At 63.2% G+C, this 24760-nt stretch carries 16 protein-coding genes and 1 riboswitch; of the genes, 4 read left to right on the top strand and 12 right to left on the bottom strand.

The features are described from left to right. Positions 1-116 precede the first annotated feature (116 nt). The 10 genes from HMPREF1868_RS04565 to HMPREF1868_RS04520 all read right to left on the bottom strand — a co-directional run bounded on the left by HMPREF1868_RS04565 (position 117) and on the right by HMPREF1868_RS04520 (position 17235). Positions 117-887: a GntR family transcriptional regulator gene (locus HMPREF1868_RS04565; RefSeq protein ID WP_009278906.1), complete on the bottom strand. Its 771-nt coding sequence runs from the start codon at positions 885-887 to the stop codon at positions 117-119. After that, positions 871-1563 carry a hypothetical protein gene (locus HMPREF1868_RS04560; RefSeq protein ID WP_231782260.1) on the bottom strand — a complete coding sequence of 231 codons (693 nt, stop codon included), beginning with the start codon at positions 1561-1563 and terminating at the stop codon, positions 871-873. The genes HMPREF1868_RS04565 and HMPREF1868_RS04560 overlap by 17 nt, the downstream gene beginning before the upstream one ends. 813 nt (positions 1564-2376) lie before the next feature. Beyond that, positions 2377-4842 carry a phenylalanine--tRNA ligase subunit beta gene (pheT, locus tag HMPREF1868_RS04555; protein WP_062530830.1) on the bottom strand — a complete coding sequence of 822 codons (2466 nt, stop codon included), beginning with the start codon at positions 4840-4842 and terminating at the stop codon, positions 2377-2379. A gap of 53 nt (positions 4843-4895) precedes the next feature. Further along, positions 4896-5963 (bottom strand): phenylalanine--tRNA ligase subunit alpha, encoded by a 1068-nt coding sequence (gene pheS, locus HMPREF1868_RS04550; protein ID WP_062530828.1) that lies wholly within the window; start codon positions 5961-5963, stop codon positions 4896-4898. A 456-nt stretch (positions 5964-6419) separates the two neighbouring features. Beyond that, positions 6420-7667 (bottom strand): DUF4013 domain-containing protein, encoded by a 1248-nt coding sequence (locus tag HMPREF1868_RS04545; RefSeq protein WP_062530826.1) that lies wholly within the window; start codon positions 7665-7667, stop codon positions 6420-6422. Between the two features lie 85 nt (positions 7668-7752). Further along, positions 7753-8925, bottom strand: coding sequence for a hypothetical protein (locus HMPREF1868_RS04540; RefSeq protein WP_062530824.1), 1173 nt, complete (start codon positions 8923-8925; stop codon positions 7753-7755). Between the two features lie 255 nt (positions 8926-9180). Next, a complete protein-coding gene (locus HMPREF1868_RS04535; protein ID WP_156439418.1) occupies positions 9181-13512 on the bottom strand; it encodes a SpaA isopeptide-forming pilin-related protein in 4332 nt (1443 codons plus the stop codon). 54 nt (positions 13513-13566) lie between these two features. Beyond that, entirely contained in the window at positions 13567-14574 is a 1008-nt protein-coding gene (locus tag HMPREF1868_RS04530; protein ID WP_062530820.1) for a class C sortase, read from the bottom strand. A gap of 88 nt (positions 14575-14662) precedes the next feature. After that, entirely contained in the window at positions 14663-15568 is a 906-nt protein-coding gene (locus tag HMPREF1868_RS04525; RefSeq protein ID WP_231782259.1) for a class C sortase, read from the bottom strand. A 164-nt stretch (positions 15569-15732) separates the two neighbouring features. Further along, the gene (locus tag HMPREF1868_RS04520) at positions 15733-17235 is read right to left on the bottom strand and encodes a SpaH/EbpB family LPXTG-anchored major pilin (RefSeq protein WP_231782258.1); all 1503 of its coding nucleotides are present in this window, start codon (positions 17233-17235) and stop codon (positions 15733-15735) included. Between the two features lie 153 nt (positions 17236-17388). Next, a riboswitch (cyclic di-GMP riboswitch) is annotated at positions 17389-17462 on the bottom strand. Positions 17463-17676: 214 nt separating this feature from the next. Here HMPREF1868_RS04520 and HMPREF1868_RS04515 point away from each other — a divergent pair. Both HMPREF1868_RS04515 and HMPREF1868_RS04510 read left to right on the top strand, forming a co-directional pair. After that, positions 17677-18876: a GGDEF domain-containing protein gene (locus tag HMPREF1868_RS04515; RefSeq protein ID WP_062530815.1), complete on the top strand. Its 1200-nt coding sequence runs from the start codon at positions 17677-17679 to the stop codon at positions 18874-18876. Between the two features lie 317 nt (positions 18877-19193). Further along, positions 19194-20420, top strand: coding sequence for an ATP-binding protein (locus HMPREF1868_RS04510; RefSeq protein WP_062530813.1), 1227 nt, complete (start codon positions 19194-19196; stop codon positions 20418-20420). Positions 20421-20448: 28 nt separating this feature from the next. Here HMPREF1868_RS04510 and HMPREF1868_RS04505 read toward each other — a convergent pair whose 3' ends face one another. Further along, a complete protein-coding gene (locus HMPREF1868_RS04505) occupies positions 20449-21264 on the bottom strand; it encodes an HAD family hydrolase (protein WP_062530811.1) in 816 nt (271 codons plus the stop codon). Between the two features lie 226 nt (positions 21265-21490). On the opposite strand from HMPREF1868_RS04505, the gene HMPREF1868_RS04500 reads away from it, so the two are divergent. Continuing rightward, on the top strand, positions 21491-22120 hold the full coding sequence (locus tag HMPREF1868_RS04500; protein ID WP_062530809.1) for an HAD family hydrolase: 630 nt from the start codon (positions 21491-21493) through the stop codon (positions 22118-22120). An 88-nt stretch (positions 22121-22208) separates the two neighbouring features. Further along, a complete protein-coding gene (locus tag HMPREF1868_RS04495; protein WP_062530807.1) occupies positions 22209-23222 on the top strand; it encodes a dipeptidase in 1014 nt (337 codons plus the stop codon). A 182-nt stretch (positions 23223-23404) separates the two neighbouring features. Here the strand turns inward: HMPREF1868_RS04495 and HMPREF1868_RS04490 are convergent, their stop codons facing one another. Next, a complete protein-coding gene (locus HMPREF1868_RS04490) occupies positions 23405-24373 on the bottom strand; it encodes a hypothetical protein (RefSeq protein ID WP_062530805.1) in 969 nt (322 codons plus the stop codon). Positions 24374-24760: the final 387 nt, after the last annotated feature.

Below are 24760 nucleotides of genomic sequence, written 5' to 3'. Positions count from 1 at the left end.
GCAAGTTGAGAAAGCCGTGCGCTTCGGCGTGCGCGACGCACGCTGGCAGCACTCGTGCGTGCCAAGCGAGACGAGCGTTCGAGCGCGATTGGCTGCACGAACGGCGCAGGCGACTCCTACGCGCGGCGGGTCTCGTTGCTGATGACGCAGCGGTTCGCCGGCAGCCAGACGCTGCCCCACTCGAAGGGAGTTCCGTCGTCCAGGCGCACCAGCTGGTCGAGCTCGAGCACCGGCGCGTGCTCGTCGCACTCCAGGTGGCCGCCGCGCACCTTGCCGGCGGTGCGGGCCGTGTAGACCATCTCGGAGCGGCCGATCTCGTGACCGCTCGTGCGCTGCACGGCGGCGAAGAGCCCCTCTCGCGTGAAGTCGGCCCCCTCGAGCCCCGGACAAACGCCCAGGTTGAGGTGGCTCTCGATGAACATGACCGCGCGCTTGCGCACGTAGCGCACGCGGCTCAGGTATAGGTAGTCGCTGCCCGGTTCGATCTGCAGGTTCTCGGCGCAGAGGGGACCGGCGGCGCGCACCTCGCACTCTATGACGCGGGTGGTGAAGTCGATTCCCTGATGCCCCATCGACTCGCCAAACGATAGCAGGCGGTTGGACGACGGACGCGCCATGACCGGCTGCACCACGAAGGTCCCGCGGCCGCGCTGCTGCACGAGCAGGCCCTCGTCCACCAGCTGGCGGACGCCCTTCTGCACCGTCCCGCGCGAGAGGTGGAGCATGTCCATGAGCTCGTGCTCCGAGGGGATGGGCTCGTCCACGCCCCAGTCCTTGGAGTAGATCTTCTCCCTCACGAAGTCGGAGACCTGCACGTAGAGCAGCTCTCCTCCCTGCTTGCCGAACACGGGGGCGCTCGGTGCGCTGTTGCTAGCGGCGTCGGGCACGGGGGCCCTCCCTTCTGAGGGGCTCCGCCGAGGCGCCTTGCTCGGCGTAGGCCAGGAGGCCCTCGAGCATGCGCTGCTGGACCTCCTCGAACATGTTGGAAAAGAGCTCTGGCGTGAGCATGCTGTAGGCGGGCGTTCCGTCCACGTGATGCAGGCGGTTGTCGCGCACGATGGCGGAAGCGGCAGCGACGCTCGCCCTGAGGTCGGGCTCGAGCACAGGGTACTGCGGGAAGGCGTGGGCCTGTCGGACGAGCTCGTCATCCAGGCGGCACTCGAGACGCAGGTCGAGGGTGCGGCCAAAGAGGTCGAAGTCCCCCTGCTTGCGGATGCGGGTCGTCTCGCCCGGACGGATGCCCATGCCCTCGATGAAGGCGTTCACGTCGTGGTTGTAGGCGTTGTCTGCCACGAGGTGGCACCAGGTACCCAGCACGAGGTCCGACACGCGACCGTCGGCATCGGCGCTGGGCAGGCCGAAGCGGCGCCAGAACTCCCAGTAGCGGGGCTCGGGCACGAAGTTTGGGTCCGCGAAGTGCGTGTCGTTGTAGACGATGATGCGCGTGGTGGGCTTGACCATGTAGCCCACGTAGACGTCGGGCAGGAAGTTGCCGAAGAGAAAGGCGTTGACGTCACGTATCCCCAGTTCCTGGGGGCTCCACTTCTTCAGGAGGGCTTCCACGTGGGCGCTATGAATGTTCCAGCTCGGCATTGGAACATCATAGGACGTTTGCGCACGCCGCGCCGACGGGGGCGATGCCTGACGCGAGCGGACGGGGCGACGTCTGACGCGAGCGGCCTCGCGCACGCCGCGCGCTTCTCCGTACCAGCAACGTCAGACACGCGCCTCTCCCCCGCCCACTACGTCAATCGTGCGTCCCTCTCCACTGACTACGCCGCACACGTCTCCTCTCGCATCGAAAACGTCGATCGCGTCTCACGGCGCAGCCATAACGTCCATCGCGTCTCCCGAAGCGGTAACTACGTCGAACGCGTCTGCCGATGCATCAGCAACGTCCAACGCGTCCCGCAATACGTCGATTACGTCGAACGCGTCTGAAGCGGATGCAGCAACTGGGCAAACGCAGGGTCCTCGGACGCATTGGACGCTTTGGAGCGAAAGTCGCACGCATTTGACGTTGTCGGCGAAGCCGAGCGCACGTTGGACGTTGTGGATGGCGAGGACGCACACGTTGGGCGCAGTCGGTGAAATCAAGCACGCGTTGGACGTTGTCACGGACGAGAGTTGCCCACACACGACGTCGTGGTAGGCGTCCAAACGCAGCGAGAAGGCGGCCGGCGGCCCACTCGGAGCCACCGGCCGACATCCAGACGATTCTTTACCACTCTCGCACTACGAAGCGCCGAAGCGCCACCACTTCGTAGCCACCCGCGCAGCACGAAGCGGTGTGGCCGTCACGACGGCGCCGCTTGCACGCCACGCAGCACCACGCCGCGCAGCGCCCGGCGCCCCAGTCCGGCGCCCCGGCGCCCCCTAGCCGCGTACCTCTCCCCCGGTGGACTTAGTCACCTTGGCCACCAGCTTGCCGTGCGCCTTCTCCACCTCCTCGGAGGTCAGCGTGTGGTCTGCCGCGCGATACTCGAGCGAGAAGGCCATCGACTTCTTGCCCACGCCCACCCTCACGGGGTCGCGGTACACGTCGAAGAGCTCCGCGCTGGCCAGGAGCTTGCCACCGGCGCTCCTGATGCGCTGCATGACCTGCTCGTAGCTCAGACCCTCGTCCACCACCAGCGCCAGGTCGATGGAGACGCCGGGCAGCGTGGGCACGTCCTCGTAGGGCAGCTCGTCCTTGGCCAGCCTCAGCAGCGCGGCCACGCTCAGCTCGAAGGCCACCACGGCGTCGTCGATGCCGAAGGCCTCGAGCGAGCGCGGGTGCACGTTGCCCACCCAGCCGATGAGTTCTCCCTGGGCCAGCACCTCGGCGGAGCGGCCCGGCTGCAGCCAGCCGTAGGACTCGGGGTCGGCCGCGCGGAAGCGGACCTTGGTGATGCGCAGGGCCTCGAGCAGGGTCTCGACCACGCCCTTGGCGTCGAAGAAGTCCAGCTCGCCCGTCTTCTGGTTCCAGGCGTCGTCCGCCCAGGAGCCGCTCAGCACGCCGGCCACCATGCTGGGCTCGTCGGGCTGGCTCCTGTGCTCGTGGCCGTAGAAGACGCGGCCGACCTCGTACAGGTGGACATTCTTCACGCCGTGGTCGCGGTTGTAGGCGACGGAGCGCAGGAGGGCGGGCAGCATGTCGCGACGCATCTCGCTCTGGTCGGCGACAAGCGGTCGCAGGATGCGCACGGGCACGCCCTTGCCCGTCTCGCCCATGCCCAGGAGCTCGAGCTCCTGGGGGTCGGCGAAGTTGTAGGTGGAGGTCTCGCTCAGGCCGGCGGCGCGCAGGGTCGAGCCGATCTTGCGGAGCGTCCGCTGCTCCTCGGTCAGGCCGCCGGCGTGGTTGCGGGCCGCAGGCAGGGTGGGCTCCACGTCGCCCTCGCCCCAGAGGCGCAGCACCTCCTCCACCAGGTCGACCTCGCGGGTGAGGTCGGGACGGTTGGTGGGGGCCGTCACCTCGAGGGCACCGTCCTCCCCCACCACCACGTCACAGCCGAGCAGGCGCAGGCGAGAGGCCATGAACTCGTCCTCGATGGGCGCACCGCAGAGCGAGCGCACGCGCTCCGGGCGCAGCGTGAGTCGGGACGCGGCCACGGGGGCGGGGTACTCGTCCACCCTGCCCTCGCAGACCTGGGCGCCGCAGCACTCCTCGAAGAGGGCGGCGGCCACGTCGGAGACGCGGGCACAGCCAGCACCGTCCACCTGGCGCTCGTAGCGGATCGACGCCTCGCTCATGAGGTCGAGGTTGCGGCTCGTGCGGCTGATGTGGCCCTTCTCGAACACGGCGCTCTCGAGAAGGACGTCCACCGTGCCCTCGTCGATGTCGGAGTCGAGACCGCCCATGACGCCAGCCAAGGCCACGGGGGCCTTGCCGTCGTCCGTGATCACGATCATGTCGCTGGTGAGCTCGCGCTCCACGCCGTCCAGGGTCACGACCTTCTCGCCATCGGCCGCCGCGCGCACCACGACGTGGCGCTTGCCGTCGCGTTCGGTGAGCTTGCCCAGGTCGAAGGCGTGCAGGGGCTGCCCGGTGAGGTACATGACGTAGTTGGTCACGTCCACCACGTTGTTGATGGGACGACTGCCGGCGGCGATGACGCGACGGGCCAGCCACTCGGGGCTGGGACCGATCTTCACGTTGCGCACCACGCGCGCGGTGTAGCGACCGCAGAGCTCGTTGTCGTCGATGCGCACGTCCACCAGGTCGGAGCTGCGACCGAAGTCGGCGCTCTCGTGCCTGATCTGGGGAAGCTCGACGTGGGTCGGCTCGTCCAGCATGGCGCTGACCTCAGAGGCCATGCCCAGCATGGAGAGGCAGTCGGGACGGTTGGGCGTGATCTCGCAGTCGATCACCGTGTCGCTGAGCCCCATGTACTCGGTGAAGTCCACGCCCACGGGCGTGTCCGCAGGCAGGATCATGATGCCCCTGTGGTCGCCATCCAGGCCCAGCTCACGGCTGGAGCAGTTCATGCCACGCGACTCGACGCCGCGCAGCTTGCCCTTCTTGATGGTGACGCCACCAGGGAGCGTGGCACCCACGAGGGCGGTCACGGTCTTGTCTCCCTGTTCGAAGTTCTGGGCGCCACAGACCACCTGCAGGGGTTCGGGCTTGCCGTCGGCGCCCAGGTTATGCGCGCCCACGTCCATCTTGCACACGTACATGTGGTCAGAATCGGGATGGGGGACCTTCTCGAGCACCTGGGAGGTGACCACCTTGGTGATGTCGGCGCCGACGCGCTCGACGGCCTCGACCTCGGTGCCGGTGCGGACGAACTCGCGCACCAGCTCCTGGGGGTCGTCGGGCAGGTCGACCATGGTCTTGAGCCATTCGTAAGAGACGCGCATGGAATTCTCCTTCTTGGTCGCGCGGAAGTCTTGGTGGCGCGGGGTCTGCGGACTTAGAACTGCCTCAAGAAGCGCATGTCGCCGGTCATGAGCATGCGCAGGTCGGGCAGGTCGTAGCGCAGCGCGGCCACGCGCTCCACGCCGATGCCGAAAGCGAAGCCCGAGTACCTCTCGGGGTCGATGCCCACGTAGTCGAAGACGTTGGGGTCGACCATGCCGCAGCCCAGGATCTCGAGCCAGCCGGTGTTCTTGCAGAAGCGGCAGCCCTTGCCGTGACAGACACCGCAGGACACGTCCACCTCGCAGCTGGGCTCGGTGAAGGGGAAGAAGTGCGGGCGGTAGCGGGTCGCGCGGTCCTTGCCGAAGATCTCGCGGCAGAAGTAGTCCAGCGTGCCCTTGAGGTCGCCGAAGGTGATGCCCTCGTCCACGACCAGGCCCTCCACCTGGGTGAACTGTGGCAGGTGGTTGGCGTCGGCGGTGTCGGGGCGGAACACCGTGCCCGGGCAGATCATGTAGATGGGAGGCTTCTTCTCCTCCATCACATGCACCTGGACGCCGGAGGTCTGGGTGCGCAGGAGGACGTCCGACTCCCCCAGGACGTGCTGGGCCTTGCCCTCGGGCGCGCGGTCCTCCACGTAGAAGGTGTCCTTGGCCGAGCGGCTGGGGTGGTCCTCGGGGGCGTTGAGCGCCGTGAAGTTGTAGTAGGTGGTCTCCACGAAGGGACCGTCCTCGACGGTGTAGCCGAGCCCCACGAAGATGTCCTCGATCTCCTCGCGGATCTGGCTGATGAGGTGCTGGGTGCCCGGGGTCAGGCGGCGGCCCGGCAGGGTCACGTCCACGGCCTCGGCCTGGATGCGCGCGTCGAGCACGGCCCGGGCCAGCTGCTCTTTGCGACCGGCGATGGCGGCGTCAACGTTGGCGCGCACGGTGTTGGCGAGCTTGCCCATGGCGGGGCGCTCCTCGGGGGGGACCTTGCCCATCATGTGCATGAGCGCGGTCAGGGAACCCTTCTTGCCCAGGGCGGCGATGCGAATCTGCTCCAGGGCGTCGAGGGTGGTGGCCTCCTTGAGCCCCTCCTCCACCTGATCCTGGATGGCCCTCAGGTCGTCGGACATTGCCATGTTTGGAAACCCCTCTCGTCGCCGCCGGCAGGCTGCCGGCGCCCTCCTGCCCAAGAACGAAAAACCGTCCTCGGGCCCACAAGCCCAAGGACGGAATGATTCCGCGGTACCACCTTGATTGGCGTCGCGTTTTCTCTCGCGAGCGCCCGCTCTTCCGCCCCGTGCCGTGGGGCCTACGGCTTCCCTACTTGCGGCGGCGAGCGCTGCGTTGAGGTCGCGGCTGGTGGAGTGAACTTCGCAGCCCAGCCTTGGAGGCACCTCTCAGCCGGTGGGTGCCCTCTCTTCTCCGCTGGCGACGCGGGCTGCGAACCTCTCCGTCATTGCCTTCGGCGTATGGTAGCACATCGGGGGGGCGAGAGGAACGGCTATACCAGGTCGCCACCATTCTGCAACGCCCGGGACCGCGCCATGCGACCCCGGGCGTCACTGAAGCATCGGACAATTCGACGGAGAGACCTAGAGGGTCGGGTCCTCGTCCTTGGTCTCGTCGGAGGCCATGCCGGCACCCGTATCGGAGTCCGCGTCGGAATCCTCGTCGGAATCCTCGTCGGAATCCTCGTCCGCGTCCTCGACAGCAGGCTCGTCGGGCGTCGTCCCAGCAACCTCGCCGGTCACGCCGTCCGCCGGCATCGTCGGCGCTGCAACCGTCGGCGCGTCCGCGGCGAGCTCTTCGACCACAGGAGCCGCCTCGTCCGCGGCATCCGTGGCCTCCACGGATGCCGTCCCGTCCACGTCCTCCGTGACCTCCGTGGCAACCGCCGCAGCTGGCACGTCCAGAGGCGTGACGACCTCAGCGGCAGAGTCGGCGGTGTCGACCGGCGTGGCGTCCACGACACTGCCGTCGCCTGCGGTCGGGTCCACCGGAACGACGGGGTCCGCCGTGGCGCCGGGCAGCATCAGGTCCTGAGGCAGGGGGTCTCCGCTCGCGCCCCATGCAGGGACGTTGAACTGCCTCATCCACAAACCAACCGCCGCGTACTCCACGAGGCTTGCGAACGAGGTCGCGACCGACCCCAGATAGCCAATCACCAGCAGCACCGGGATCATGCCCATAAGTGTCGAGATGATCTCGCTGTAGACGTAGTACGAGTCACCCGCGTACGACGAATAGGCATGAGCGCTGGTGTAGGCGGCCATACTGACCAGCTTCGTAATCAGGGGAATGAACGCGACGAGCGCAATCAGGTACATGGCCAGCGTGATGATCAGCGAGATCAGGATGCAGAGGCCCGCGATCCTGGCGATGCCGCCGAAGTCCCTCTTGAGCATCTCGAAGATGCGGTCGGCCCTGTAGCCCGCTTTGAAGTTCTGGTAGATGGCCGCCCTCACGCAGCAGACCGCCAGAATCGTGCCGCCGAACACCCCGATGACGAGCGACAGGAGGAACGGCACCACGCCGCCGTGGCTAACGCTCGCGACCAGCGACATGATGATTCCCAGCAGCACGCCCCAGCCAATCGTGGACGCGAAGCCACGCCATCCGCTCTTGATGCACTCGCCCACCCTGACGCCGTGTCGCTTCGGCGCGGCATCGGCACCCCAGGCAATCAATCGCGACCACTCGAGCACGTAGCCCGAGGTCCCGAGCGGACCTGCGATGGGGACGAAGTTGGCGATGCCCATGACGAGCGGCACCTTGTACCAGCCGGGCTCCTTGCCTATGAGCGCCCAGGAGCGCGAGAAATATCCCTTGCCTTCTGCCATTTGCAAATCCTTTCGTAGATGTGTCGGACGCATGCCACCCGTCTGCCGCAGCTGTGGCGTTCGGGCGCGCGATGCGACGGCCTTCCTAGTCGAGCAGGCTCGAACCCTTGGTCAGGTCGCTCAGGTCAATACCAGTGTAAGAGCTCAGGGGCTCCAGGGAGGCGACAGCGGCGTCGCGGGCGGACTGGTAGTCGGCCGCAAGGCTCTTGTCCTCGTCCGTCACCAGCAGGTCCGCGAGGTCAGAGAGCTCCTCCGTCTTCCCCATGGCGTCGATGAGGTCGTTCTTGTCCGAGTTGAACGTCTGCGCAATTGAGTTGACGGAGGACGTGTCACCGGACGAGATGGCACCGGAGAGCTGGCTCAGGAGGTCTGCCAGCGCGACGCTCTTGTCCACGACGTCCTGGAACTTGGAGAAGTCCGCAGACGGGACGGCCGCCTTTGCGGCGCTGACGTCGGCGGAGAGGGAGCTCGCATGCTGCTTCGCGCCCTCGACGTCGGTCGAGAAGCGAGCCGAGTCTATCGATGCGACATCGGACGCGGCGTTGACCACGCTGATCGCGTCGCCGACGCTGGTCTGGAAGTTGCTGAGGTCGGAGTAGTAGGAAGTGATGCTGCTGCTCGCGGTGTAGGCGCCACCGAGGGAGTCGACGACCTTGCGGCCCGTCTCGACCATGTTCCTGCGCGCGTCGACGGAGCTCTGCAGAGCGGCGATCGCGTCCTTGTCGGCGCCGTCGAGCGCCCATTCGCTGGACTTCGCCTCGCCGAGCTCCTTCTGCGCCGCGTCGAGGGAGTCCGTCGCGGACGAGAAGGTGTCGTCGGCGTCGGAGGGATCGCTCAACGCGAGGGAGAAGTATTCGAGGTCGGCATACCGGTCAAGGTCGACGAGCTCCTGGTCTGCGGAGACGATCTTCTCGGCAGACTCGTGGATGGCGAGACGACCCGCGTTCGCAGCCTGACCTCGCGCGAAGAGGAAGGCGCCTACGCCGACGAGCACGACTGCCGCGGCGACGATGCCAATCACAACCTTCTTGTTCACTGGCTTCTTGGGTGCGGACTCATCAGGCGTGGATGCGCTGGCGCCAGAGGCGGTGGAGGCCACGGCCTCCCCCAGCCCCTCCGGCGGCACGGGGGCACCGGTACGCGCGGGCGCCTCCTGGGTGGGTGCGGCGGGCCTGACGGCCGTCGCGGTGACTTCTGTTACGGCTTCCGATGCCTCGACAGACGAAGGCTCGGAGGCGTCCTTGTCCTCCAGTGTCATGCGTTCCTCCTTGTTGGTACGGGAATCAATACATCGGCCGGAATCGGGGCACGGCCGCGAATGGAGTCAGCTTATCCGAACTCGTGCCCGACGGACCAGCGCAGCACAAATGGGTAATGGTTACGAAACCCTCCTGCAGCCCACCGTGAGGTCCACGTTAAGTAGGCCAGGCGGTGGCCAGGTCGCGACGAAACCTAGCCACCGCCACAAATCAACGAACTGCCCTACATGCTGGACGGAGCACCGAACAACCCCCTACTCCCAAACGTCCCTGCGCCTCATCGTGAACGCCATCAGAACGGCGCCGAGGGCGGCAATCGCAAGGCCCACGAAAAGGAAGTCGCGCGGCGTTGCGCCGGCAAACGGAAGGTCGGGGGCCTTGCTGTTCTTCACCGTCATAGAGACCTTATGGTTCAGGATGCTCACATTCTGCTGAGCAGCACCCTCGTAGAATAGTGCTTGTGTGCCATCGTTGTTGATCTGTATTCGAATGTCGTTCCCCAGCTTCTGATAACCCGCAGGAGCCTTGGTCTCTGAGAGCCAGTAGGTGCCCGCCGTAAGGTTCCGGATGACAATCTTTCCGCTGGAATTTGTCATGAACTCGTAAGCGCTTCCGCTCAGAGATCCATCTGCCTGGACATACTTCCCACCCTCAGTGCTCACCGTAAAGCAGGCTCCCTGAAGAGCCGTGCTGCTCGCTCCGTCCGTCTTCAAGACCTCGAGCTCCGTCTTGACCTTTGTGTTCTTGAGGACATACTGGCCTATGCTGTCAGAAGCCTGGACACTTGCGCCAGACGGATCGAGGAATTGCTTCACCTGCGCACCCTTTATCTGAACCTTCCAGAATCCCCCGGGAAGCGCATAGGTGGAGTTGGCAGAACCCCTCTCCTCTTCGAGCACGTAGTAGCCATCATTGATGGATGCGAAAATCGCACCGCCATCGATGTCCGTGGTCTGACTCGAGATCTTCTCTCCCTTTGACCAGCTCGCATTGGACCTGTAGAGCGTGAACGTGACTCCGTTCATAGCCTCATTCGTGTCCGCATCCTGCTTGAGAATCGCAATCTGAGTCTTGAGCGGCTTGTTTGCGATGACAGTGTGTCCAGCAATGGTGGTCTTCCTTTGGGTCGCACTTGTCTCATGCTCCGTGAGGAACTGGACGCCGCCATCGGAAGCGTTGCCGTTCTCGACCCATGGGTCGCCATCCGGCACCGTCTGCACGGTCGTGGAGGAGCCGCCGAGGGTGGTTCCCCTCATCTGCAGGTCGATATATCCATGCCTGTTGAAACCATTGAGCCAGGTGAGCATTGCATAGTGGTTCTGTGCGGTACGCTTCACGCCCGCGGGCACAAGAATGGTCTGGGTCTGCCCCTTGTGGCTTGCCACATAGCTCTCGTCGAATTGGATGGTGAACTGGTCACCAGTGACGGTCGTCGTGTAGCCCGCCCCCACGGCGCTCTCACTCAGTCGCACCACCCTTCCATCTTGCTGGAAAATGTGGAAGTCATTCCCATGCACGGCACCCATCACCTTGAAGGTCTTGGCATTCTCGGGTATGGCGAAGGTAACAGGAACAAGATCACGCGTGCTCCACCAGAAGTCATTGAGCCCACCGCTTTCTCCACCTACCCCCTTCTGTGCAAAGGGGTCAATGATTCCGTCATCGAGCTCGCCTGTGAGATAGGTTCCGATGTATCGATGGAGGATGCCTCCGACTCGTCCGTAATGCAGCCTGTAGCTCAAAGAGTTGACGATCTGCTGAGAAGCGCCGCCCCCTGGAGTCGGGACCACTTCAGTCTTGTAGTTTTGCTTGAGCTCGTCAACTGTGTATGTGGTCGAGACGCGCTGATAGGGTTGGCCGGCATCAGCAGCGTCTGCCTTCGCAGCGTAAATCACATCTGAGGGTGTAAAGGTAGACCCATCGTAGGTCCCTTCGCGGACGATATACTTTACGTCCTCTCCTTCTTCGACGATATCGAACTCTCCCCGCCAGCTATTGGATGCCTTGAGCTCGATGGGGCTGCCCACAGCCGTCGCCTGATCCTCACTGGGGAACGAGCCTCCTGACTTGCGAAGCTTGTAGAGCTGAACCCATACGGAATCGTTTTCATACGAGGCGGGGTCGGGAGCATTCCCCGAGTCATCCCTCCACTGCTTCTCGACCGTCAGCTTCATGCTCGGCTTGTTTGTGATGACTGCGGTGCCAATCTGGGGATCCTCGTTACCGTTGTGGAATGCTGCACCGAAGGTCGAGGGATCGTCTGGACGATATGTCTCCACCTTGGGATCGGCACCATGGGCTCCCTTCGCATACCGATACTCGATCTTGTCGAGCGTATACACCTTGCCACTGGTTTGTATCCCCGCCTCTTTGGGGACGAACGCGCCTCCCTCGAGCGTCCCCTCCTCCACCGTGTACTTAATCTCGTGGTTGAGCTCGTCACGCACCGGCAGGTTGTCGAAGGTGTGGCGGAAGGGGCCGATGCCGTACTTGTCCTTCGAGTCCTTATCCAGCTTTACGGGTTCATCAACGGCCTCGCGCTCGCCACCGTCAACCTGACGGTACAGCTGGACATACACGGAGTCGTCGCTGTCAGTGTGGAGCCTGTCGCCGTCCGCCCAATCCTTATCGACGGTCAGCTCGGTTGCCTTAGTGAACGCGAGGTTCATGGCAAGCATGCAGTTCGAGTCCACGCCACCGCGTTCCAGATAGAAGAACTTGATGGTGTGCGTGGAATACGGACTACTATCGAACGTCTTGCCTGCTTTTTCAAACGCCTGCGCTATGGAGCTGTTCTTGCCAAGAGTAGTCCCGGCACCAGCATCATATACATCTTCCGTATACGCAGTGCGACCGAGGAAACGGTCACCGCCCATGGTCGTCTCGCCCGTATGAAAGTTTATCGTACCCTGCGCGGGCTGATGGATGCCACCTATGTCGAGCACGAGCACGCCATCGATATACACCCAGACGTCGTCGTCTCCCGAAAAGGAGAAAAGCATATCGCTCTTGGTACCGTCAGCATTTGACACCTGGCCATCAGGCGGGAGGGTAAAGGTAGCGCTCATCGTCACGCCGTTGTGGTGGTTGAGAGGGTTCGGGTTGCTGTGCGGATCCCAACTGCCTACGTTGTTTCTTGAGGAATCATAGTTATCGAAGGGGAAGAAACCAATCATGTAGGACGAGGCGCCGGCCTTTGGGTACGTGTCATCGTAGAGAGTGACATAGCCACCATTGCCCTGTTCCTTGTTGTAATAGGCATAGGTCTCGTTGCTGTTGTATCCGTAGTAGCTGCCGTTCTCATCACGGATGAACTGGTTGTTTGCAGGGTCGATGCGACCCTTCTGGATGAAGCCGTCAAGACCCATATAGGACTTCTTGCCAGCTTGGACCGACCCATCAAACAGGTAACTGAGGCTCTCGGTTCCGTCAGTCCGGTCATCCGTGTCATACTTCCAGCGCAATCCAGGAGCAAGGACCGGGTAGCCGTCCTCGCCAAGCTTGTTCTGGACGATCCCCTGCAGAGCCGAGGAACGTTGGATGGCGTCTTCGCCAGTATCGGAGAGCGGAGTAGCGCCATAAGTGTAGTTGTTGATGGAAATATTGTGGTTAATGTTATTTGGGTCGTCCTTTTTGACGCTTCCGTATCCATAGAACTGAAGGCGATGACCATTGGAGTTGATACCTGTGGTGTTGGGCTTCGCAAACCTATTGGCACCGCTATCGAATGGATTGCCATTCACAACATCACCGTAGTAGTCGAAGAAGTCTGTCTGGATGCCCAGGTCACGCGCGCTGAAGCCTGTATTCAGCGGCTGGTCGCGACGTAGGAGTTTCGCGCCGCGTACCACTGCATAGGTCCCCGCTCCGGTGACATTGAACTTGACCGAGTCATTCGAATCAGAAAACTTGGCGCCATCGAGTTCCTCAGCGCTCTCGGCTCCTGCACTTGATTCTTTCTCGGTGTTGCCTATCGAATAAACCTTGAGTTTTGCATTCTCACCATCAGGCAACTTGTCTGAGCCGACACCAACCTCGACCTCACCCTTCAGGAGGTTTGCGTCCATGGCTGTACCCGCCTCGTCGTAGAGGGCAAGGTTGAGGGAGGCAATCGTGACGGATTTCGAGTCATCCTTCAAGGGGTCCGTCTCGCCGTCACTGGCATACTCCTTGGCACGCCGCTCCTCGTCCTCCTGCGTGAGGCCGACGGCGGAGTCGTCGACTCCCTCGATTTTGTCGGTGATGTCATCAACGTAAGCCTTTGCCTCGGCGTCCGCGGGAAGCTCGCCCGTGATGGTGACCTTGGGTGCGTCCTCAAGGGGCCTGCTCAGGGACTCGTCCTCGAAGACGGCCACGTCGAGGGTCCGCCTCTCGACGCGTGAGTCAGCCGCACTATCTGACCCATCCTCACCCGCGCCCGTGCTCGCTGACGGGGCAGACGTGTCGCCCGCGACTGCGACTTCTTCCCCGCTCTCTGCGGCGAAGGCGCGGCTCATGGCCCAGACTCCATCGGAGGGAACGGCCATAGACAATGCCAGCAACAGCACGAGCACCCTGCCAAGCATTGATGAGTTCAATTTCTTCACGACACCCTCCAACCAACGAAGTCTTGCTCAGGGGCACCGGCCCGACCGATGCCATCAATCACCAGAACCACCAGCCCGGGCAGGGGGACGACCCTTGCCCATCCCTTTGGCATGCCCATTGCCGCGGGCGTGCCCAGCAAGGACCTTTCCACGTCTGCCGCGCAAGCTGCTGCCGACTAGGACGACGACTCCTGCAGTCACCATCACAAGCATCATCAGAAGGCCTCCCACGCGAATCCAACGCTCCATCACGAGGTCGGGAGAGTCGCTGGGATTGGCAGCCTGGACGACGAGCCTTGCAATGCCCCTGGGCACCTCCTGCGTACCCCCCTCTTGCACGCGCTCGCAGATGACAAGATAGCGCTGGTAGTTATGCCTGTAGGGGTGACAGGTGAACAGGGTGACCAGATCGCGTCCGGCCTGGGGACGCAGCGCGTCGGCATCGTCGGAAGATATGACCTTCGTCTCGACGACCCGATACGTGAGACTGTCCCACAGAGTGTCGATGGTGAGCAGGTCACCCAGTTCCATGTCCTCTATGTCACGGAACATCCGCAGCCCATGCCATACGCTCCTGTGCGCAGCTATGACGCAGTTGTCCCCCTGTCCGCCAAGGGGGGCCGAGGTGCCCGAAATAACAGTGGCACCCACTGCCATGTGGTCCGTCGTTGCGTTCAGCAGGAGCGGAAGGGTCTCGTCCAGGCGAGGAATGGTTATGGACCCGATGACGTCCTCTTCCAGCCCCATTCCCTCGAGGCCGGAGACGTCGACGCCTATGCCCCAGGGGTCGTTGATGGCTCCCCCGTTCCCGTTCCTTACCTTCTCGTTGTAATGCAAGAGGTACCTGTAGGCAGGATCGCCACTCTTGGCACGCCCGTTGCCTTCCGTCGCCTGCGCGTCAGCATCCCTGGCATCCTTTGCCATAGCATCGCTCACCATTTCGCTGGCCGATCTCTGTGCGACGCAGGAGTCGATTTCGGGGTACAGAAGCACGGCAGATCCGAGAAGAAACACGGCAACACCAAGGGCGGTCGATGCGACTTTCCTCTTTCCATTCGCCATGTTTGCCTCCTCTCGGATACGTCGTGACCTGTCCTACCGTGCGTTGTGCCTCACGTGGAAACACCGTGCATCCCGTACTGCCGCCGAGCTAGCTTCTGAAGTGACGTCCCCTTCGTCCGTCATCTACCACCTTGCTGGCAACGTCACCTGAGGTGCCCTTGCGGCGTCTAAGAACAAAGATGCCTATTCCCACTCCAACAGTAACCGCAAGCCCCATGAGCGAATAGACGAGGAGCGAGTTCTCCTGCACGTTGCGTATCAGGCCGTTCAGCGAGGCCGGTCTGGACTGGAGGTCGATCCATTCCTGGGGGACGTCGCAGCGCTCCGCATGCACGAGGAGCCGATGGGTGTTGACTCCGTAGGGAGTGCAGGTGACCAGGGTGCAGAGGTCGCGACCTGGCTCTATCACAAGCGAGCTAGTCTCCTCGGGCAGCACTGTCTCGACCGAATAGACCCGGTAGGCATGATCCTCGCCCAACACCTGAATCACGAAGTAGTCCCCGACCGCAAGCCTGTCCAGGCCATCAAAAATCCTGACCGATGGCAATCCCGTATGCCCTGCCAGGACACTATGCGAAGAATCACCTCCTATAGGCAGTGACGTACCCTGCAAGTGACCGGCACCCTTCTGAAGAACCTCGTCGTCGGTCCCGTGATATATGGGAACTCTATCGAGACCGAGCTTTGGAATGGAGATGGAGCCCATCATGCCATCACCCAGCACGTTGAGAAGGGAACCGTACTCCCCCTCGCTGACAGCCTTTTGGGAGGGGTCAAAGGGGTCTGTGACCACGGTCTTGCCAGCAAGGAGACGATCGTTGTAGTCGTAGGCGTCCTGTTTCTGCGTGCTGAGGTCCTCTTGGTGGAGGGACGAAACGGCTTGGTCCTGATTCCAACTCACCTGGGCCTGAGCCCGCTTATAGAAGAAGTCGCTTACATAGGGATAGGCAACGAGGGAGGCACCGCCCACGAAAATCAGGACGGCAAGGACCATGATTGGCCTTTTCCTCACGGTCCCTCCCAATGCAGCTCCCATCACCTGTTGTTGGAGCGAGAAGGACAGACCTTCTCGCGCAATCACATTCCCGATTGCCTCGCGGGAACCGCCTCAGATAAGGCGGTTCCCGGAGAGGCGAACGCATCCTAGGAAACGAGCACCTACGCCTCGTTCTTGCGGCTGCGAGCAACGATCACACCAGCGGCGGCCATCAGGCCAACGCCAACGACCGTCAGAGCCACGGTGCCAGCGCCACCCGTGACGGGCAGTCCAGGCTGGGGAACGTTGACGATGCTGCCGGCGTCGTAGAAGTTGAGGTACTCGCCGGTACCCTCATGCTCGATGGTGATGGTGTAGCCGCCACCGGGGTTCGAGGTCTTGGTTGCCTTGAAGGTGACGGTTTTGATATCACTGGAGGGAGTATAGCCAGCGGGAGCCTTGGTCTCCTTGACATAGAAGGTGCCCTCGCCGAAGCCCTTGGCGGTGCCGATGCCCTGAGCGTTGGTGGTCAGCTTGATGACGCTACCGTTCTCGTCGACCATCGGATGCTCGCAGGCCGAATCGGTGTACACGGTGAACTCGGCACCCTGGAGGGGCTTGGGCGAGGCGGTATCGTTGTCCACCTTGACGAGCTTGAGTCCGAAGGTGCTGTTGTCGACGTGATCCGTGACCGTGTCGTTGGAATGCTCGTCATAGGGGTTGTTGGCGAACTCGAGCGTGATGGTGTTCACGTCGGGGGTGTTCACCACGGCGCTGGAGTTGATCTTGCCGCCATACTTGATGGTCAGCTTCTGACCAGCATTGTAGGTCGAGAAGAACGCTGCGGCTGCATCGGACTTGATCTCAGCGACGAAACCATCTGCATTATGCGTGATATCGAAGCTCCCGGAAACATCGGTCGAGCCAACCATGATGGAGAAGCCCACGGCCTTCATGTAGGTGAGGCCCGCGGTCATGGTATCGGTAACCTTGAACTTCCTGTTGGTGGCGTTGCTGGGATACTGAGGGATGGTCACCTCAGCGGTATAGGGGATGACCTGACCCACGGAGTACTGGGAGGTGTTGTGGGTGTCGGCGTCCTCGCCGGTAGCCTTCTTGTCGATGGTGACCGGGGTGTTCTTCACGGCGATGCTGCCGTCGTTCAGCTTGTACGAGACACCGCCGGTCTCAGCCGTGTACTCGAGCTTGGCGATGGACCACTGATAAACGACCTTGCCGCTGGCAGGGGTGACCTTCACCAGGTACTCGCCCGCGGAAAGGCCGGTGAACTCGACGGAAGTGCCGGTCGCGGTCTTCTGGGGCTGGGCCACCGCACCGAGATTGGCGCTCGAACCGATGGTCTCGGCCGCCTTCTTCATCTCCACGCTGTCGGAGGCATAGACCTTGTAAGCGTCGAATGAGATGCCATAGTCGGCGGCGAACTCGTGCTTGAGGGTATTGTCTCCCTGGATGGTGGTGTTGACGATCTTGTAGATGTCAACCTTGTCTCCATCCGTCAGACCGGTGACGGTGAGCTTGCCGGTTGCCGTACCCTGGTTGGCGGCAGTCACACCCGTCGTCTCTGCAAGCGCTGCAGACGGGAAGAAGACGCCCAGAGCAAGCACCATCGCAAACAGCGTGGATAGCAATGCCTTGAACCGTCCCTCCATAGAAATACCGTGCATCATATGGTGCTCCTCTCTATTGCCACGTACTACCTTCGCTCCCTATTCATCCGGCTGACGCCGGCTTTGGGATAATTGGTGTGCCGTCCTCCCAGCTATGTGTGCTCGTCCGACGACTTCGCGCAAAAAACAGCCGGCTGCCCCCCTTGCGGAGAATGCAGCTGGCTACCAGTTAAGGCCCTATAGCTTTGCGTCGCTGCCTTTCGGCAGGTTTGCCAAGTTTAATTTTTTGCTTAAGGCGATTTTAAAGGAAGAGTAGGGATAGCTTCAAGCTGAATTTCAAAATAGAGAGGATCAGAAGGTGCGACCTGTTGACCCGCAGCTTCCGACCCCGTGTCCGGCAGCTCTTGCGCTCGTTCGTCGAGACCATCGTTTTTCAGAGTATCCAGCAAAGCCGCATCGTGCAAAAATAAGGGAGCTAGTTCGTTGAAGTAGGTACAGATGAACAATGGGATGGGATACGACATAAGCATCGAGAGTGTAGGTGGGCCCCACCCGCTATCTGTCAGAGAGGTGCTGCAGGTCTCTTTCGGGTTCAGGCGACAAACCCCCTTCGAGAGGAGCTTCATCACCAACGCCAACCTGAACTATGGCGCCATCCTGTCCTCGATCGTGGCCGTGCTGGAATGCTACATGCTGCAGAACAGCGCCAGGATGTCTAGCAACCCCCAAGTGGTCGAAAAAATGGGAATGAGCTGGATCGCCCAGCACAGCGCTGCTTATGCCATCCAGATGCTGAGCGCCCTGTTCCTCATTGCCTGTACCCTCGCCGTACGTAATTGCAGAAAAAGGCCGTGCAACGAGCTACTCTCGCGTGCCGCTATCATCCAGTTCATCGTAATATGCATCGCGTTCGGGATTTACATCTCACTCGGAGACATCGCGCGCAGCAACGGCATGTACGCGTTTCTCACCCAGATGGTCAGCATCGTCTGCATCTTTGTCGTCAAGCCTTTCATCTTTATCCCAATACTGTTCGGCACCTTCAGCTTCATGCTCCACGCCGCAAATGAAGCGGGCGCACTGACCCATGGTAGCACCGTCAATCTGCAGATACTCTGCCTCACACTTATGACCTCCTGCTGCATTAAGCACTACAAGTACGTGCGGGGGGCGCAAACGCGCGAGCGGCTGGCGCGTTACTCGTATCACGACGAGCTCACGGGGCTGCACAACACCCGAGCACTGCAGCAGGACCACGCGAGGTGGGTGGGAAAGCGGATCGCCTTCGCGATCATCGACATCGACAACTTCAAGCACTACAACGACGCCTTCGGACACCTCATGGGAGACCGCATCCTGTCCCTTCTTGCCTCGGGGATGTCCATCAACCTCGACGAGCACACCCGCATCTACCGCATGGGAGGGGACGAGTTCGCGCTGGTCTCGTCGAGCCTGGGAAAAGAGGGACTTCGTGCGTACATCGAGCATGGCAGGGCATCGTTCCAGACGAGGGCGAGCCAGAATGGCCTCGAAGCGCAGGGTCACCCCCTGGGCTTCTCCATCGGCATCGCCGAGGACCTGGTCAGCAGCACCGAGGACGTGCAGCGCCTCATGCGCGAAGCCGACAGGGCGATGTACGAGGAGAAGCGGAAGCGTCACGCGCGACGTGACTCCGTGGAGGTCGAACTCGGGGGCTAGCAGGGCGTTGAGCGCTCGCGCCAAGCCCAACAGCAACGACCCCAGTCAGTAGATCCGCCTGCCTTTGCCCGCAAGGCGCCCGCTCTTCGAACAGCGAAATGATGGCGATGGACCAAGTCTCGCGCTGGCGAAGTGACCCATGTCAGACCGTCAGCCATCCCCATGCAAAATGATCAATGCGACCCATGCAATAGTGCAGCGGTGCCGCAGACACTGCCAGAGGCACCACCGGGAAAGTGGTCGTTAAGGATACATACTTTGCATTTTTTTACAAGTTATGTATCCTTAAACGAGCATTTTTCAAGGAGGCAAGATCCATGGCGGAACTCTTCAGACGTGAGCTGTACCTCGAACGGCTAAGGCCTTTCTACGACACTGACCTCATCAAGGTCGTGACGGGCATGAGACGCTGCGGCAAGTCCTGCCTCATGCAGACCGTGATGGAGGAGCTGCGCGAGCGTGGGGTCGGCGAGGACCGCATCACCTACCTCGACCTCGACGCGAGGAGGTACCGGCGCGTGAGGGATCCCGACACCTTTGACAAGGCCATCGAGGCGGCCATAGGGGAGGACCCGCGCGGCAGCTACCTTTTCGTCGACGAGGTCCAGAATGTGGAGGGCTTCGAGGAAGTCGTCGAAGCATGGAGGCTCGAAGGCGTCTCGATTTTCATCACGGGCTCCAACTCCTACCTCCTCTCTGGGGAGCTCGCCACAAAGCTCACTGGGCGCTACGTCGAGCTTGAGCTCTTTACCTTGGCATTCCCCGAGTGGCTCGGCATGAGGGAGGCACTCGGCGAAGAGATCGGCCCTACGGCAGCGGAGTTCGAGCGATATCTGCGCGAAGGCGGCATGCCCGGCGCCGTGCGGCTCCCCAACCCTGCGGCACGCTCCGCTTACGTAGCGGACGTCATCGCCCAGGTCATCGAGAAGGACGTCAGCAGACGCGCCGGCAAGGTCCGCAATGCCGAAGCGTTCCGACGCGTCATGACATACATGGTCTCCAACTACGCGGCACCTACGAACTTCGCCAACATCGCCGAGGAGCTCCGCGAGGCTCAAGGGACGCCCGTCCTCGCGAGGACGGTCTCACGCTACGCAGGCTACCTGGAGGCCGCCAAGGTGCTCTATCGCTGCCCCACGTTCGACCTCAAGAGCAGGAGGAGCCTTCACGGAGGCGAGAAGCACTACCTCGCTGACCTCTCTCTTTACTACGCGCTCAACACGGACAACCAGGTCAGCTACGGCCCAGCCCTCGAGAACGTGGTCTACCAATATCTGAGGCGCCACGGATGGACGGTCAGCGTGGGACGCGTTGGCAGGTTGGAGGTGGATTTCATCGCACGGAAGGACCAGCGCTACGTTTATGTTCAGGTGTCGATGAGCATCGTCGACCAGAATGTGGAGGAACGGGAGTTCCGTCCGTTCTCGCTAATCAGGGATGGGTGGCCGCGCTACCTGCTCACCCTAGACCCCCTCCCCACGACGCGGGACGGCGTCACGCACCTCAACATCGCGGAGCTGATGGCTTCGGACGCCGACCTCTAGCAGGGCCTCTTGCGAGGCCTAACAAGGCCTAGCGAGGCATCTCTCCCCTGACGAGGGCGTCGACGGCGTCGGCCACCGCCTCGTCCTCCACGCGGCCCAGCTGCCGGCTCGCCGCTGCCTTCGCCTCCGGCGCCGCGCCCTCAACCGCGAACGAGAGCGGCACGTGCTCGAGCATGCTCACGTCGTTGCCACCGTCGCCGAACACCGCGACCTGGTCGAGGCCGACCCCCAGCCGCTCGCAGAGCACGTCGATGGCCGGGCCCTTGCCCCAGCCCGCCGTCATCACGTTGATCCAGCCCGGCTGCGGCACGTCGAAGGCCAGCTCGGGCAGCTCGGAGGCCAGGCGGTCCGCAAGCTCGTGCATGGCGGCGAGGTCTCCGTCGAGGAAGACGTTCGCCTTGACCGCGGAGGCCACCGGGACGTCGTCCACCACGCGGCAGCGCGCGGCGTACGAGGGAAAGCAGGCCTCGAGGTCGTCGAGCGAGCCCTGGACCAGCAGCGGCGTCGCGTCGTCGAAGACCACCGCGCCGGCTCCCTTGATGTCCCCCACCGCGCGCGCGAGCCGACGGAGCGGCCCCTGGGTCAGGAGTTCCTCGTGCACGAGCTCCCCGTCCAGGTAGACCTGCATGCCGTTGGAGGCCAGCGCCGTGGCGCAGCAGGCCTCGTCCCCGCCGAGCAGGGGGGCGATCCACTGGTGGCCTCGGCCGCTGGCGGGCCCGATGCGCAGGCCCGCGTCCAGCGCGCGGTGGAAGGCGGCGAGCGTGCGTCGTCCCACGACCTTCTGTCCGTAGGGCAGGATCGTGCCGTCGATGTCGGTCAGAATGAGTCGCACGTCGGTGGCCATGGGCCTTCTCCCCTGCCTCTGGGCTTCCTCGATTCGCGTGATGGGCGGACGGCTCGTGTGGCGCACGGGTGACTTCCGTCGTCGCATGCGGTCCGTCCGCGAACGCGCGGTTCGTCCACGAGTATAGTTGCGGAGGCTTTCCCGCGCCGCGAGGGGCCTGCCCGCGCTGAGAGGGGCCTGCCTACGTTGCGAGGGGCCTGCCCGCGCCGAAACGAACGGAGCTCCCATGAGATTCACCCACGTCGCCTTCGACCTGGACGGCACCCTCATCGACACCGACCCGCCTTTGCTCAGGACCTGGCAGCGCACGGCCCATGGCTATGGGCTCGACCTGCCGCTCGACAACTTCCGCGTCGCCTTTGGCATCACGACCGTGGACGCGCTCGGGCACCTGGGGCTGGACGTCGACCCCGACGAGTTCGTCCGGCGCTGGAACGACGACTACGCCGCCTTCGCCGACGAGACGGAGTACTTCCCCGGCGCTCGCGAGCTCCTGCGCGACCTGCGCGGCCACGGGCTGGGCCTGGGCGCCGTCACCTCCCGCGAGAGAGACGAGTACGGGATGTACTTTGGCAGGTTCGGGCTTGAAGGCCTGATGGACCACGTCGTCCTCGCCGACGCGACCGAGCGCCACAAGCCCGAGCCCGACCCCCTTCTGCACTTCGCCCGGCTCGCCGGCGCCGACCCCACGCGCTGCGCCTACGTGGGGGATCAGCCCACGGACGTCCAGGCCGCCCGCGCTGCGGGGTTCGCGTCGTGCCTCGTGGACTGGGATGGCACGCGACCCGCAGACGCTGGCGCGGACTTCGTCGCACGGGACTTCCGCGAGCTCGAGGACTTCCTGCTCGCGGGGTAGGCAGCTGTCCCACCCGTCACGACGCCGATGCGGCAACGTGCGGACGTCACTCTCCCCCGATTCCTTCCCCCGCCCAATGGAGGCACACATGCGCGTGTTTGACCTGCACTGCGACACGATCGACGCCCTCGCCCTGCGCGAGGTGGACGCCATAGGCAGCGTCCTCGGCCCCCTCGAAGACGATGACCTGCTGCACAACCGCCTCGCCCTGGACCTTACGCGCATGCGACAGGTCGCGGGCGACGGCTGGTGCCAGTGCTTCGCCATCTGGGTGCCCGAGGTCCTGGAGGGGACGCCCTTCTCGCCTCGTGCCGCCTATGAGCAGGCCCGGGACTACTTCGAAGAGCAGGTCCGACTGCACGCGGACCTCGTGGCGCAGACGCGCAACATGGGCGAGGCAGACGCCGTCGTCGCCTCCGGGCGCGTGGCAGCCTTCCTGACCCTCGAGGGCGCCTCCCCCATGGAAGGGGAGCTCGGCTACCTCGAGCGGCTACACGAGGACGGGGTGCGCATGGTCACCCTCTGCTGGAACGGCAGGAATGCCCTGGCCAGCGGGCACGAGACCTGCGACGGCCTGAGCGCGCTTGGCCGCCAGGCAGTTCGGCGCATGGGGGAGCTGGGGATGGTCGTGGACGCGAGCCACCTCAACGACGAGGGCTTCGCCGACCTGCTCGCGTGTTCTGACGCCCCGTTCGTGGCGTCGCACTCCAACAGCCGCGCCGTCTGTGGGCACCCCCGCAACCTGACCGATGACCAGTTCCGCGCGATCGTGGAACGCGGGGGCCTCGTGGGCCTCAACTACTTCCGCGCCTTCGTCACCGAGCGGGCGGAGGCCGAGGGCGCGATGGCGGCGGGCCATCCCACGCCCGAGGTGAGCTTCGACGAGCTCGCGGCCCACGTCGAGCACTTCCTCGACCTGGGCGGGGAGGACGCCGTCGCCCTGGGCAGCGACTACGACGGCTCGGAGGTGCCGGATTGGCTTGACGGCTGCCAGAGGCTTCCGGCCTTCCACGAGCGCATGGCCACCCGCTTTGGCGACGAGCTATGCGAGAAGGTCTTCTTCGCCAACGCCCACGCGTTCTTCCTGCGCACGCTGGGCTGAGCCCGCGGGGAGCAAGGGGCGCGTCGCCCGTCGTCGAAGGCAAGCAAAGACAGCAAATCTCACGAAATGCTGTCGATTTTCACGTTTGGCCTGTTGGTGGGAATCGAAGACAGCAATTCTCACAAAATGCTGTCGGCCTCCCCGGGGATGGCATCATTACCCCCGGCAGCGCCACCTTGCCCCTACGGATGCTCGAACAGCAGCGTAGAGAGAAGCTTCTCTCGCCTTGCCCGCAACCCTTCGTCCGCAAGGGCTTGCCGTGGCAGCATGAGGCTCTGGCGGGTCGACCTCTCCAGCAAGATTATCAGCTGCTGCGCAAGCAGGTCCATGGCCCCGCGCTCGAGCAGGTCCTCCTTGGTCACCACGAGGGTCGCCCGGCCGCTCGCAGCCAGATCCCTCTCGCGGCGCCGGTCATCCACGTACTTTCGCCTCAGCTGCAGCCTGAGGGACCGAAGGCTGCGATCCAGACCGGCGTCTCCGGGACGGGATCCGAGGTCCATTGCCGCCGATTCTAGGCCACGCAGGTCAAGGTGTCCCTCCCCGTCATAATTCAAGCAGACGGGTGCCTGCCTGAACTCGATGTCGGGAACCCTCGACGTGCGAGTCATGGGCAAGCCAGCCCCAGCCTGCACGCGTCTGTTGAGCATGATGGGACCCAGGTCGTAGCCGCCCTCCCCGCCGGGAAGCGCAAGGAGCGTCGCAAGCACGGCCTCGAGGGGCGACCAGGCGTTCGGACCCGAAAGCCCCAGGGCACGCCCCACGCGTGACGTGGCACTGGAGGAAGGAAGCCGAGCGAGCTCCCAAAGCAGCTCGTCCGTCTCCGCGAAGGGGGCAAGCCCAAAAGCCACCTCCCCCCTGACGGGGTCGACCGGGTCGCGCGCGAACGTCCCCTCCAGCTCGGATGCGACGCTTGACAGCAGGCCAAGCTCGAGCGAGGAAGAGAGCTGCATGAGCGTGAGGGCGGCACTGCAGGCGTAGACTCCTTCTCCCAAACACAAGAATGCAGGGAACTCGGGCTCGCCCGCGTATGCCTTCCCCTTGAGGAACGCATTGCTCGAACGCCTTGTATCGGGATGGCAGAGGCAGTCGAGCTTGCCCCACTTTGCCAGGTAGGCCTCTCCGTCAATGCCAAGGACGCGCAGCCGGGACATAAGGTCCTGCCTCTTGATCCGTTCTCCAGCACCCCGCTTCAGGGGGAAGGGACACGGCCGCGGACGGTCGTGTGTCGGATGGCTCCGGCGCCAAGCGCGGATGAGCGCAAGTGAGGTCCTATGCGAGAAGACAATGTCCATGGACGGATTGTAGCGAGGGCAAAAATACCGCGCGTGCAGCTAGCTGCCAGTGATGTGCGCCTTGACCAGTCGGCCACAATTCCGCCCGGGGCGTCGGCTGCCAAGACGGCCATGGCAAAAAACAGCATTCTGTGAGATTTGCTGTCAAATTTTGCGTTTGACCTGTTGGCAGAGAAAAACGACAGCATTTTGTGAGAAATGCTGTCGACTCCAGCCCCGTATGACCCCAAGCCCCGCCCGACTCCG

It is taken from the genome of Olsenella sp. DNF00959 (assembly GCF_001553055.1).
Lineage (GTDB): Bacteria > Actinomycetota > Coriobacteriia > Coriobacteriales > Atopobiaceae > Olsenella_I > Olsenella_I phocaeensis.
This window is presented reverse-complemented; position numbering and strand designations above follow the sequence as displayed.

Bases quoted from the DNA above. Each gene is read 5' to 3' on its own strand.
- pheT (WP_062530830.1), bottom strand. From the start codon at position 4,842: ATGCGCGTCTCTTACGAATGGCTCAAGACCATGGTCGACCTGCCCGAC.
- pheS (WP_062530828.1), bottom strand. From the start codon at position 5,963: ATGGCAATGTCCGACGACCTGAGGGCCATCCAGGATCAGGTGGAGGAG.
- HMPREF1868_RS04545 (WP_062530826.1), bottom strand. From the start codon at position 7,667: ATGGCAGAAGGCAAGGGATATTTCTCGCGCTCCTGGGCGCTCATAGGC.
- HMPREF1868_RS04540 (WP_062530824.1), bottom strand. From the start codon at position 8,925: ATGACACTGGAGGACAAGGACGCCTCCGAGCCTTCGTCTGTCGAGGCA.
- HMPREF1868_RS04530 (WP_062530820.1), bottom strand. From the start codon at position 14,574: ATGGCGAATGGAAAGAGGAAAGTCGCATCGACCGCCCTTGGTGTTGCC.
- HMPREF1868_RS04525 (WP_231782259.1), bottom strand. From the start codon at position 15,568: ATGGTCCTTGCCGTCCTGATTTTCGTGGGCGGTGCCTCCCTCGTTGCC.
- HMPREF1868_RS04520 (WP_231782258.1), bottom strand. From the start codon at position 17,235: ATGCACGGTATTTCTATGGAGGGACGGTTCAAGGCATTGCTATCCACG.
- HMPREF1868_RS04515 (WP_062530815.1), top strand. From the start codon at position 17,677: ATGAACAATGGGATGGGATACGACATAAGCATCGAGAGTGTAGGTGGG.
- HMPREF1868_RS04510 (WP_062530813.1), top strand. From the start codon at position 19,194: ATGGCGGAACTCTTCAGACGTGAGCTGTACCTCGAACGGCTAAGGCCT.
- HMPREF1868_RS04505 (WP_062530811.1), bottom strand. From the start codon at position 21,264: ATGGCCACCGACGTGCGACTCATTCTGACCGACATCGACGGCACGATC.
- HMPREF1868_RS04500 (WP_062530809.1), top strand. From the start codon at position 21,491: ATGAGATTCACCCACGTCGCCTTCGACCTGGACGGCACCCTCATCGAC.
- HMPREF1868_RS04495 (WP_062530807.1), top strand. From the start codon at position 22,209: ATGCGCGTGTTTGACCTGCACTGCGACACGATCGACGCCCTCGCCCTG.
- HMPREF1868_RS04490 (WP_062530805.1), bottom strand. From the start codon at position 24,373: ATGTCCCGGCTGCGCGTCCTTGGCATTGACGGAGAGGCCTACCTGGCA.